The 12,229-nt window shown below is 45.3% G+C and carries 11 protein-coding genes and 1 other annotated feature; of the genes, 10 read left to right on the top strand and 1 reads right to left on the bottom strand.

Annotated features, from left to right (window positions below):
- Nucleotides 1-41 precede the first annotated feature (41 nt).
- The 6 genes from J7E26_RS17870 to J7E26_RS17845 all read left to right on the top strand — a co-directional run bounded on the left by J7E26_RS17870 (nt 42) and on the right by J7E26_RS17845 (nt 6,745).
- On the top strand, nt 42-737 hold the full coding sequence (locus J7E26_RS17870; RefSeq protein WP_214803744.1) for a response regulator transcription factor: 696 nt from the start codon (nt 42-44) through the stop codon (nt 735-737).
- Nucleotides 730-1,734: a sensor histidine kinase gene (locus tag J7E26_RS17865; protein WP_214803742.1), complete on the top strand. Its 1,005-nt coding sequence runs from the start codon at nt 730-732 to the stop codon at nt 1,732-1,734. Before J7E26_RS17870 ends, J7E26_RS17865 begins: the two co-directional genes overlap by 8 nt.
- A 101-nt stretch (nt 1,735-1,835) precedes the next feature.
- Entirely contained in the window at nt 1,836-2,597 is a 762-nt protein-coding gene (locus J7E26_RS17860) for an ABC transporter ATP-binding protein (protein ID WP_214803740.1), read from the top strand.
- Nucleotides 2,587-4,527 (top strand): FtsX-like permease family protein, encoded by a 1,941-nt coding sequence (locus J7E26_RS17855; protein ID WP_214803737.1) that lies wholly within the window; start codon nt 2,587-2,589, stop codon nt 4,525-4,527. The genes J7E26_RS17860 and J7E26_RS17855 overlap by 11 nt, the downstream gene beginning before the upstream one ends.
- Before the next feature lie 118 nt (nt 4,528-4,645).
- Nucleotides 4,646-5,365, top strand: coding sequence for a YwaF family protein (locus J7E26_RS17850; RefSeq protein WP_214803734.1), 720 nt, complete (start codon nt 4,646-4,648; stop codon nt 5,363-5,365).
- Between the two features lie 195 nt (nt 5,366-5,560).
- Nucleotides 5,561-6,745, top strand: coding sequence for an MDR family MFS transporter (locus J7E26_RS17845; protein ID WP_214803731.1), 1,185 nt, complete (start codon nt 5,561-5,563; stop codon nt 6,743-6,745).
- Nucleotides 6,746-6,786: 41 nt separating this feature from the next.
- Here the strand turns inward: J7E26_RS17845 and ytvA are convergent, their stop codons facing one another.
- A complete protein-coding gene (gene ytvA / locus J7E26_RS17840) occupies nt 6,787-7,572 on the bottom strand; it encodes a YtvA family blue-light photoreceptor (protein WP_214814444.1) in 786 nt (261 codons plus the stop codon).
- Between the two features lie 383 nt (nt 7,573-7,955).
- On the opposite strand from ytvA, the gene J7E26_RS17835 reads away from it, so the two are divergent.
- The 4 genes from J7E26_RS17835 to J7E26_RS17820 all read left to right on the top strand — a co-directional run bounded on the left by J7E26_RS17835 (nt 7,956) and on the right by J7E26_RS17820 (nt 12,155).
- Nucleotides 7,956-8,291 (top strand): DUF4257 domain-containing protein, encoded by a 336-nt coding sequence (locus tag J7E26_RS17835; protein WP_214803725.1) that lies wholly within the window; start codon nt 7,956-7,958, stop codon nt 8,289-8,291.
- 103 nt (nt 8,292-8,394) lie between these two features.
- Nucleotides 8,395-8,610 (top strand) — a binding site (T-box leader).
- A gap of 109 nt (nt 8,611-8,719) precedes the next feature.
- Nucleotides 8,720-11,134: a leucine--tRNA ligase gene (gene leuS, locus J7E26_RS17830; RefSeq protein ID WP_214803722.1), complete on the top strand. Its 2,415-nt coding sequence runs from the start codon at nt 8,720-8,722 to the stop codon at nt 11,132-11,134.
- A 113-nt stretch (nt 11,135-11,247) separates the two neighbouring features.
- Nucleotides 11,248-11,559 (top strand): rhodanese-like domain-containing protein, encoded by a 312-nt coding sequence (locus tag J7E26_RS17825; RefSeq protein WP_214803719.1) that lies wholly within the window; start codon nt 11,248-11,250, stop codon nt 11,557-11,559.
- Between the two features lie 107 nt (nt 11,560-11,666).
- Nucleotides 11,667-12,155 (top strand): GNAT family N-acetyltransferase, encoded by a 489-nt coding sequence (locus tag J7E26_RS17820; RefSeq protein ID WP_214803717.1) that lies wholly within the window; start codon nt 11,667-11,669, stop codon nt 12,153-12,155.
- Nucleotides 12,156-12,229 lie beyond the last annotated feature (74 nt).

Here is a 12,229-nt window from a genome sequence, read left to right as displayed (position 1 = left end):
CAGCCGGTTTTTCCTCTATCTATCAGAAAAGGGCGGATACAATGTTTAACATTTTGTTAATAGAAGATGATAAAACTTTGTTTCACGAAATAAAAGAGCGTTTAACGGGATGGTCATTTGCCGTTCACGGTATAAATGATTTCAGCCGGGTCATCCGGGAGTTTTCGGAGATCAAACCTGATCTTGTAATTATTGATGTGCAGCTGCCGAAATTTGACGGCTTTCATTGGTGCAGAATGATCCGCTCTCAATCGAACGTGCCGATTCTTTTTTTATCTTCGCGTGATCATCCCGCAGATATGGTGATGTCAATGCAGCTCGGAGCGGATGATTTTATTCAGAAGCCTTTTCATTTTGACGTCTTGATTGCTAAAATACAAGCCGTGTTCCGGCGGGTGTATCAATACAATGCAGAACCGGCGCTCATCAAAAGATGGTGCGGGGCTGCAATTGATGCTGAAACAAATATCGTCAGCCATGAAAACGGTTCAGTTGAGCTGACTAAAAATGAAATGCTGATTTTAAAGCTGTTAGCGGAACAAAAAAATAAAATCGTCAGCCGTGAAGATCTGATCAGAAGCTTATGGAATGATGAACGCTTCGTCAGCGACAATACGTTAACGGTCAACGTCAACCGCCTGCGGAAAAAGCTTGATCAGTTAGGCATCGGGAAAATGATTGAAACAAAAGTCGGCCAAGGCTACATCGCAAAGGAAGATGACGGGCGCTATGATTAAGACATTTCTTTTGGAGAGAAAAAGCTGGATTATGATGTTTTTCATTCAGCAGCTCGTCATTCTGTTTGTTGCATATATTGATCCGTCAATTCCGTTTTTTTCGGTTTTGTATTTTATCTATTTATCACTTCTCGCATTTCTCGTTTTTCTCGTGTTTCGCTTCCGCAAAGAGACCGCGTTTTATAAAAGCTTAAAAGAGTGGGAGACCAATCTTGACGTGTCTTATCTTAAAGAGCCGGACAGCCCGTTTGAGTCGGTCATCGAGGAAAGCATTGAAGGCCAGACGCGGCAATTAAGAGAAAGCTCGCTTGCACTGCGGTCAGAGCTGGAACGCGAAAAGGACGAGCTGATGTCTTGGATTCATGAAGTCAAAACACCATTAACGGCGATGCACCTTATGATCGAGCGCCTTGATGAACAGCCGTTAAAGGCTCCTTTAATGTATGAATGGCTGCGGATTCACCTTCTCCTAGACCAGCAGCTGCATCAGAAGCGTATTTCCTTTATAGAAAATGATTTATCGTTTCAAAGCATTCAGCTTCAACCGCTGCTTTTTAAGGAGATTAAAGCCTTACAATCCTGGTGCATTCAAAAAGGCATCGGCTTTGACATTCAGCTTGAGGCGGAAGAGGTTCTCAGTGATGCAAAATGGCTTTCTTTTATCATCAGACAGCTTTTAAGCAATGCGGTCAAATACAGTGAAGCAGATGACATTACTGTGAAAAGTTATGAAAAAAACGGGCAGGTGTACATGGAGATCAAAGACCGCGGCATCGGGATCGCTCCGCAGGATATCACCCGTATTTTTGAAAAAGGGTTTACGTCGACGGGAAAGCGGCACGATCATGCGTCAACAGGCATGGGGCTGTATTTGGCTGAAAAAGCTGCGGCTCCGCTCTTGATCCGCATCAGCGTTCGCTCAGAGCCGGAAAGCGGCACGGTTTTCACTTTGGCTTTTCCGAAGAGGAACGATGCCGTCAAAATGATCAGCATGTGACAAAAGTGTCACATGCTTTTCTTTTTTGTTCGCTCAATCAAACGAAAAAAACGTGTCCTGCTTTTATAATAAAAGTATCTAATTTAAAGGAGAATCGTAACGTGATGATTTTAGAAGCCGGCAACATTCAAAAAAGCTACGGAAGTAAGCTGAATAAACAAGAGGTGTTAAAAGGAATCGATCTTCAGATTCGTAAAGGAGAATTTGTCAGCATTATGGGGCCGTCAGGATCGGGTAAAACAACCCTGCTTAATGTGCTCTCCTCCATTGATAAAGTGAGCGCGGGATCGATTAAACTGAATCAGACAGAGATCACCGCAATGAAAGAAAAGCAGCTCGCCGAATTCAGAAAACGGCACCTCGGGTTTATATTTCAGGATTACAATCTATTAGATACGCTGACAGTGAAAGAAAACATTCTGCTTCCGATATCCATTACGAAAATGTCTAAAAAAGATGCCAATCAAAAATTTGCAGAGGCGGCAGAGGAGCTTGGCATTTATGAATTGAAAGATAAGTATCCAAGTGAGATTTCAGGCGGACAAAAGCAGCGGACATCAGCCGCGAGAGCCTTTATCCACGAGCCGAGCATTATTTTCGCCGATGAACCGACCGGAGCGCTTGATTCCAAGGCAGCATCTGATTTGTTAAATAAGCTCAGCCGTCTTAATCAAAAACGGAATGCCACGATCGTTATGGTGACGCACGATCCGGTTGCTGCCAGCTATTCCGGACGGGTGATTTTCATTAAGGACGGCCGCATTTATACGCAGCTGAATAAAGGCGGACAGGACAGGCGGGACTTTTTCGAGGATATTATGAAAACGCAAGGCGTGTTAGGCGGGGTTCAGCATGAACATTAATCATTTGATCTTCCAGAATTTGAAAAAGAACATCAAAAACTATTATCTTTATGTCTTTGCTTTAGTTTTTAGCGCGGCCCTTTATTTTGCGTTTGTCACAATGCAGTACGACCCGGCTCTTGATGAAATGAAAAGCTCTATCAAAGGAGCGGCAGCGATTCGGGCGGCGTCGATCCTGCTTGTGGCGATCGTGTCTGTTTTTCTTTTATACGCCAACACGATTTTTATTAAACGGCGCAGCAAGGAAATCGGTTTATTCCAATTGATCGGAATGACGAAAATGAGGATTTTCCGCATTCTCAGCGCGGAGAATTTCATTTTGTATTTTACTTCCATATGGATCGGGATTTTTGTCGGTTTTTCCTTTTCTAAATTATGCATGATGATTTTGTTTCACACAGTCGGTGTAAAAGCCTCTGTCTCACTGTTTTTTTCAAGCAAGGCGCTTGTTCAGACCCTTGTCGTTTTCGGTGTGATTTATGTTCTGATTATGATCATGAATTACCTGTTTATCAAACGGCAAAGCATTCTGTCGTTATTTAAGGCGGCATCATCCTCTGAACAAAAGATGACATCGCTCTCTTGGTTCCAGATGGTGATCGGCATGATTGGGATTGCGTGCATTATCGCAGGGTATGCCGTGTCCTCCAAATTATTCGGCGGCAGCTTTACGTCAATGAATGAACTGTTTTTAGCGATGGTATTTATTCTTGGATCAGTTATAATCGGAACCTACCTTTTTTATAAAGGCTCAGTCAGCTTTCTGGCAAACCTTATCCGGAAATCAAAGGGCGGTTATTTGAATGTAAGTGAAGTGCTTTCGCTGTCTTCCATTATGTTCCGGATGAAGTCCAACGCCGTTTTGCTGACGATTATTACAACCCTCTCGGCGCTTTCGATCGGTTTATTGTCATTAAGCTACATCTCGTATTATTCTGCGGAAAAATCAGCCGAGCAAAATGTAGCGGCGGATTTTGCGATGAACAATCAAAAGGAGGCGGATTCATTTACTGCTTTATTGCGTGAGAACGGGATTCAATATCACATGAAAAAAATAAAGACGATTCAAGCCGATGCCAATGTGAAGCACATTATAAACGGCGATATGAGTAATTTTAAACAAGACCCCTCACACATGGCCTTGCCGATCGTAAGTGAAAAGGACGCAGAAGGGGTATCTCTTTCTGACCGCGAAACCGTATTCACAGGCTATAATGATATGATGCAAAAATTTCTGAGCTTGAAAGAGTCGGGACGCATTGAAATGAATGGCAAAAGGGAAAGCATATCATTGTCTTATTCGGGCTTGAGACGTGACTTCATATTGCCTTATATATTTACAAGCGGACTGCCAATTGCCATTGTGAGCCAGCATGTATTTGATCGTTTGGAAAAGGATATCGATCCGGTCATTCAGAAAAAAACCACGCTGTTTTTCAGCATCACACTGAAGAATGAGGATGAATTAAAAGCAGCAAACGATCTGTTTCAGGCGCAGCACTATTCAGACGATCAGCTCTCGCGTTTTGACTTAGCCGACACCCAAAAGAAAAACATGGGGCTGATGATGTTTATTGTCGGATTTTTAGGGTTAACCTTTCTCATCACATCAGGCTGTATCCTGTATTTTAAACAAATGGGTGAGTGTGAAGATGAGAGATCTGATTACACGATATTGCGAAAGCTCGGATTTACACAAGGGGATCTCCTTAAAGGCATCCGCAGGAAACAGGTATATAATTTCGGCATTCCGCTGATTCTCGGGCTTTTCCACAGCTATTTTGCCGTTCAATCGGGCTGGTTTTTATTCGGAACGGAAGTGTGGACACCGATGATCATTGTCATGGCGCTGTATACGGTGCTGTATTCCATTTTCGGAATGCTGTCCGTGCTTTATTATAAAAAAGTCATTCATTCTGCACTGTCATGATGAAAAGAAAAGCTCCGGTAAAACGGGGCTTTTTTTTCTGTGTGCCGGCGGTTCTGAATAGAGGAGGGGATTTTTTAGCACGATAAGCATATGTCATTCTTTGTACGCGGGGGAGCATATGCAAACATATTTTCAAATGAATCCTAAAACCGAACCCTTTCAGCTTTTTTCTAAAGAACACATCTGTACGCTGATGGTTATAGGCCTGCTTGGAGCGTGCGTGATCATCTTCCGGCGGAAACTGGATCAAAGTCAGCGAGACCGCTTTATTCGGTACGTGCTTTTGTTTCTTCTCGCTGCGTCACAAATCAGCTACCATATTTGGCTGGTTTATTTTCATGACTGGTCGCTGAGAACATCCCTGCCTTTGCAGCTGAGTGATATTTCAGTGTATCTGGCCATGCTTTTGTTAATCACGAAAAGCAGAAAGCTGTTTGCCTTTCTCTATTTTGCCGGTTTGGGCAGCGCGATCCAGGCGATGGCAACTCCCGATTTGGGAGCCTACTCCTTTCCGCATTTTCGGTATATCGTGTTTTTCGTCTCTCATGGAGGTGTTTTTCTTACTTGTCTGTTTATGGCTGCCGCCCGAAGATACAAGCCGACGGTCCGCGCTCTTTGGGCTTCCGTGCTGATCGTAAATATATACGGCGCTTGCGTCTTTTTCATTGATCATGTCCTGAATGCAAATTACCTCTATTTGATGAAAAAGCCGAAGACATCCTCCCTTTTGGACGTTCTCGGTCCTTGGCCGTGGTACCCTCTGTCAATGGAAGCGGCAGTGATCGTGAGCTTTTTCATTCTTTATATTCCGTTCTGGGTTCAGAAGAAAAGGGCATGATCACGGATCATTCTTGTGAATCCATTCATTTGTAATTTTTTCAACATTCCGGCATTATTTTTTTTGGTTTCCTATGTTGAAAAAAAGAGGCGGCGGATATAGAATGAATGTGCTATGATAACTTGATCGATACGGAGCCGCCGCTTGCGGTTTCCGTTTTTTCATGGGTTTTTTTATAAAGAAAGGGGGATCGGTATGCCGCGCGCTTTGAAAATATTAGTCATCGGAATGTTTATCAATGTCACGGGAGCATCATTTTTGTGGCCGCTCAATACGATCTATATTCATAATCATCTAGGGAAGTCGCTGACGGTGGCGGGGATTGTCCTGATGCTGAATTCCGGCGCGAGTGTGGCGGGGAATTTATGCGGCGGATTTTTGTTTGATAAAATCGGCGGGTTCAAATCGATTATGCTGGGAATTATCATTACGCTGGCGAGCCTTCTTGCGCTCGTTTCGTTTCATCAATGGCCCGTTTATATTTGGCTGCTCATTCTTGTCGGGTTCGGTTCCGGTATTGTATTTCCGGCAAGCTACGCCATGGCGGGAGCGGTTTGGAAGGAAGGCGGCCGAAAAGCCTTCAATGCGATTTATGTCGCTCAAAACGCAGGCGTTGCCGTCGGATCAGCGCTTGGAGGAATGGTCGCAGCTTATTCCTTTACGTACGTGTTTTTAGCCAATGCGCTCCTGTATGCGCTGTTTTTCCTGATCGTATTTTTCGGGTTCCGAAACATTAAAACCGGAGATGCCGGCCAAGCGTCCGTTCTTGATTATGAACCTGTCAGCAATAAAACAAAATTTATGGCGCTTCTTATTTTAAGCAGCGGGTATGTTCTCGGCTGGATTGCTTATTCACAATGGTCAACAACCGTTGCCTCTCATACCCAAAGCATCGGAATGCCCCTTTCATTATACAGTGTACTGTGGACGGTAAACGGAATCTTAATCGTCGCCGGACAGCCGCTTGCCGGGGCTGTTGTGAAAAAGTGGGCCGGCGCTTTAAAAACACAAATGGTCATTGGTTTTTGCATTTTTATCGTCTCTTTCGGGGTATTGCTTGCGGCAAAGCAATTTCCGATGTATCTCGCCGCAATGGTGATTTTAACAATCGGAGAAATGCTCGTTTGGCCTGCCGTTCCGACTATCGCCAATCAGCTTGCGCCTAAAGGAAAAGAAGGTTTTTATCAAGGATTCGTCAACAGCGCGGCGACGGGCGGAAGAATGATCGGCCCGCTGCTTGGCGGCGTGCTTGTTGATCAGTACGGCATGTCTGTGCTGCTTTTGTTCCTGATGGCGCTCCTTGTCGTCAGTATCGCCGCGACCGTGCTGTACGACAAACGGTTAAAAACCGTGAATAAGGGAAACGTCCAAGTGCGTTGATGTTATAAAAAAATCCCGCTGCCCGGCGGGGTTTTTGCTGTCTATATGACTGGAAGCACGGTGACGGCGTCCTTTACATTTAAATAGGTTTTTAATGAAGCAAAGCTGGCATCCAGCTGATTCATTTTCATCGCAAGGGCAGGCTTGATGCCGGTGATAATTAATTCTGTTCCGATTAATTTCAGCAAATGATGCAATTTGAATATTTGATCTGCGGTATGTTCATTTACTTCAGCCAAACCCGATAAGTCTATAATTAAGTAATCATCTTTAGATGCGGTCAGGATGTCGGTTAATGTTGAAACAACTGAATCAAATCGTTCCTCTGTCAAGTTGCCGATTAAAGGCATAGCCGAGATGCCGTTTCGAATCGGAACAATCGGGGTTGACAGGGTTGAAATTTCCGTGAGGGAATCCTCCAGAAGCTTTTCATATTCTTTTTGCTCTGTTATGTCTTTTTGAAAGCCGACAAAGTATAATTTGTCTTCAATAAACAAAGGGTCAATGTTCAGCTCGTTCCAAAACAGTGTGCCGTCTTTTTTTACGTTTTTCAGCCGCACCGTAATCGGTTCTTTGTTTTTCAGGCCGTTTCTTATTTTAGCGACTTGTTTTTTGTCTGTTTGTTTCCCCTGCAGAAATCTGCAGTTCTTACCTAATATCTCTTCGGAAGAATAGCCGGTCATATCCATAAATCCCTGATTTGTATACACAATGGGATTGTCCTCAAGAGAGGGGTCTGTAATCACCACGCCTATACGTGCGTGATCAAGCGCCTTTTTGATCAGCTCTAGCTGCTCCAGTTTTCCGAATAAGTTTGAGTCAGCCATGTAAAACCCCCTTTTGGCCGTAAAGCTTTTCAGCCATTGTTACTCCCCTTTTTACATGAACCTACAGTAACCGTAGCATAACATATGTTCTGATTCAAGCAGCCGCGGCTTTCAATTTGTCATTCGGGCTTGTCCTCATATACACTGAATATAGAGGGGATTGCATATTCAGCGCTAAGTAACTGACTAGGTCATTGTCACTGGGTAAAAAATGAATCTAATGCATCAAGCTTACCGATCATGTGTTCACATATAATGGAAGAAACAAGCTTTTTCCTTTCTTGCAGAATTGCCAGTATGTAGATATCGAAAATCATCGTATTCGTAAGGGGGCTGGATGGCCTGAAGTCGCTTTACTAAATAAGGGCTTTAGGAAGGTGATGATGAAGATGCTGCATCAGGTATTAATTGCTTGCGTAATTGGAGGAATCATGGGGATTCTCGGTCATGTGAAAAAGAGAGGCAGGCTGGAGAAACCCAGAATGACAAAGCGGTTCATCTATCTCGGTTTTTTGGAAGAGTGCTTTATCGGAATGGCTGCTTCCATCTTACTTGTCTTATCCGCTGACCCCGATTCAGGAATTCAACTCGTCATCTTATCCATAATCGCAGGCTACGGCGGTGAAGCTGTTCTTAGAAGCTTTGATTTTGTCAGAGAACAAAACAGTGACTCTGCCCAGGCAAAACCACAGCAGCAAAAAGATCCTCCATCTAAATAATATCCCCACTCTTTACCCCGTTCAGGGTACATTCCCATTGTATACAAACCTGCTTGCACTTATGAACAGAATTCTATAAAATACAGGTAAGATTACGGTAGCGATAAGAACAGTGAAGAGGAGCAGTAAGAAGCAGATTTCGCATACAGAGAATTGACGGCCGGTGAAAGTCAATCAAGTCTGTTTCCGAACTCACCTCAGAGTTGCAGCGGTGAAAACCGCTGACGCATAACTGCGTTAAAAGTATCAAGTGAGTGCGGCCGAAAACCGCACTAACGAGGGTGGTACCGCGGGAAACAAAAAATCTCTCGTCCCTTTTAGGGATGAGGGAGTTTTTTTTAGTTTTAGAATAATCTGAATATGAATTTCCTTATCCCGTCAATACTTGGACTAAAGACGCCGTATTCAATCAGAAGGAGGTTTTTGCGTTGAGTTTTCAGCACGAAAAAATAGAAAAGAAATGGCAAAATTATTGGTTGGAGCATAAAACCTTTGCTGTCAGTGAAAAGGAGGACAAGCCGAAGTTTTACGCGCTTGACATGTTCCCTTATCCGTCAGGAGCCGGCCTTCATGTCGGGCATCCCGAAGGCTATACGGCGACGGATATTCTGTCGCGTATGAGACGCATGCAAGGGTACAACGTGCTTCATCCGATGGGCTGGGACGCGTTCGGCCTTCCTGCGGAGCAATACGCGCTTGATACGGGGAACGATCCGGCAGTGTTCACAAAGCATAACATCGATAATTTCCGCCGCCAGATCCAGTCCCTCGGATTTTCATATGATTGGGACCGGGAAATCAATACGACAGACCCGGACTATTATAAATGGACGCAGTGGATTTTCACCAAGCTTTACGAAAAAGGACTTGCTTACGTTGATGAAGTGCCCGTCAACTGGTGCCCGGCTCTCGGCACGGTGCTTGCGAATGAGGAAGTCATTGACGGCAAGAGCGAACGGGGCGGACATCCTGTTGAACGCCGCCCGATGAAGCAATGGATGCTGAAGATCACGGCTTATGCGGACAGGCTTCTTGAAGATTTAGAGGAGCTTGACTGGCCGGAAAGCATTAAAGACATGCAGCGCAATTGGATCGGCCGCTCAGAGGGGGCCAATGTGCATTTTGCCATCGACGGCCGCAATGAGACGTTCACTGTGTTTACAACGCGCCCTGACACGCTGTTTGGCGCGGCATACGCTGTTTTGGCTCCTGAGCACGGGCTCGTCAGCACCATTACAACGGCTGAACAAAAAGAAGCGGTTGACGCTTACATAAAAGAAGTTCAGGCCAAAAGTGACCTCGAGCGCACGGATCTCGCGAAAACAAAAACAGGCGTTTTCACGGGCGCGTATGCCGTGAACCCGGTAAATGGTGAAAAGATGCCGATCTGGATCGCTGATTACGTGCTTGCCACTTACGGAACGGGAGCGGTTATGGCCGTGCCTGCCCATGATGAGCGTGATTTTGAATTTGCCAAAGTGTTCGGCCTGCCTGTCAAAGAGGTCGTAAAAGGCGGAAACGTTGAAGAGGAACCGTTCACGGGTGACGGCGAGCACGTTAATTCCGATTTTCTGAACGGCCTGAACAAAGCGGACGCCATTGAAAAAATAATCGCCTGGCTTGAAGAAACGAAAAACGGCGAGAAAAAGGTGACGTATCGTCTGCGTGATTGGCTCTTCAGCCGTCAGCGCTATTGGGGCGAGCCGATTCCGGTCATTCATTGGGAGGACGGAACATCAACGGCCGTACCGGAAGAGGAGCTGCCGCTCATTCTGCCGAAAACCGATGAGATCAAGCCGAGCGGAACGGGCGAATCACCGCTTGCCATCATTAAAGAATGGGTGGAAGTCACTGATCCTGTAACGGGCAAAAAAGGCAGAAGAGAAACAAACACAATGCCGCAATGGGCGGGAAGCTGCTGGTACTTCCTTCGATTTATCGATCCGAAAAACCCGGATCAGCTTGCTTCACCTGAGAAATTAGAGAAATGGCTGCCTGTTGATATTTATATCGGGGGAGCGGAGCATGCCGTGCTGCACCTTCTTTACGCACGTTTCTGGCATAAGTTCCTCTATGACATCGGTGTTGTCCCGACGAAAGAGCCATTCCAAAAGCTGTACAACCAAGGAATGATTCTAGGGGAAAACAATGAGAAAATGAGTAAATCCCGCGGCAACGTCGTCAATCCGGATGAAATTGTTGCGTCTCACGGAGCGGATACTTTGCGGCTGTACGAAATGTTCATGGGGCCGCTTGACGCTTCCATTGCCTGGTCTGAATCCGGCCTTGACGGAGCGCGCCGCTTCCTTGACCGTGTATGGCGTCTGTTCGTTGAGGAAAACGGCGAGCTGACGGGCAAAGTGACAGAAGGCGCGGGTGATACACTTGAACGCGTCTATCATGAAACAGTGATGAAAGTGACGGAAAACTACGAAGGCCTTCGTTTTAACACGGGCATTTCCCAGCTGATGGTTTTTATTAATGAAGCTTACAAAGCGAATGAACTGCCGAAAGACTATATGGAAGGTTTTGTGAAGCTGCTTTCTCCGGTTGCGCCTCACTTAGCGGAAGAGCTGTGGGAAAAACTCGGCCACAACGGTTCTATTTCTTACGAGGCTTGGCCTGTGTATGACGAATCAAAACTGATCGACGATGAAGTGGAAATCGTCGTCCAGCTGAACGGAAAAGTGAAAGCGAAATTAACCGTTCCGGCTGATGCTGATAAGAAACAATTAGAGCAGCTCGCGCAGGCTGATGAAAAAGTGAAAGAACAGCTTGAAGGAAAAACAATCCGAAAAATCATCGCTGTACCAGGCAAGCTGGTCAATATCGTAGCAAACTGACCGAATGAAACCCCTCTCTTACAGAGAGGGGTTTTTCTCAGCCTCAACAATAGAATTTGTCGTGCCGCCTTTGGTATACTTAAAGGCATCACGACGAATAGGAGTGTCACAAATTGAAGATAAATGAAATCAGCACAGCCGTTCTGCAAGATAAACTGAAAGCGGGGGAAGAGCTGTATCTGATCGATGTCAGAGAAGACGAAGAGGTAGCCGAAGGCATGATTCCGGAGGCTGTTCATATCCGCATGGGAGATATCCCCGAGAAGATGGATGCATTAGATAAGGACAAGGAATATGTGTTCATCTGCCGTTCCGGAAAAAGAAGCATGAACGTTTGTATGTATTTACAGGAGCAGGGCTTTCAAACGGTTAATGTAGAAGGCGGCATGCTGGAATGGGAAGGCGAAACAAAGCCGAAGCAGTAAATATCAAAAAGAAAAGAAGAAAGAGCTTAAGCTCTTTTCTTCTTTTTTATTTTAAAATGATTTCCGTGATACCGGTATATATGGGGAAAATGAGGAGGCGGATACGAATGGAATGGCTTATCCGTGCTATGGAATCGGGCGATATAAAGCAAGTCCGGCAAGTCGCAAAACAAAGCTGGCATCATACGTATGAAGGAATCATTCCTGAACATATTCAGGATCAATTTCTCCAATCCGCTTATCATGATGAGATGATGGAACGCCGGATCGAACAATCTCTGTTGCTGGCTGCAGAAGCAGCAGACGGGACAATCGCAGGTTTTGCCAATTTCAGCCCCGTTCAAGAAGGCGGAAAAGCTGAGCTTGCCGCTATTTATATTGATCCCGATTACCAGGGAAACGGAATAGGAACGGCGCTGCTTAAAGAGGGCATACAAAAGTCCGGCGGGATAAAAGAGCTTTATGTTCATGTGAAAAAAGAGAATCAGGCCGGAATGTCTTTTTACAAAGCGAAAGGGGTTGAATGGGTGTCCGCATTTGAAGAGGATTTTGAAGGGCACCTCTTACAGACGGTCAAAATGGTGCTCCGCATATAAAACGATCCAAACCATGAGCGGTTTGGATCAGAAGAAAAAGCCGGGAGCCGGTCGGGACTGACCCCCGTTTTTGA

The sequence above is a fragment of the Bacillus sp. ISL-51 genome, assembly GCF_018613535.1.
Taxonomy (GTDB): domain Bacteria; phylum Bacillota; class Bacilli; order Bacillales; family Bacillaceae; genus Bacillus.
The sequence above is the reverse complement of the archived record's forward strand: the minus strand, read 5'-3'. Positions and strand labels throughout refer to the sequence as shown.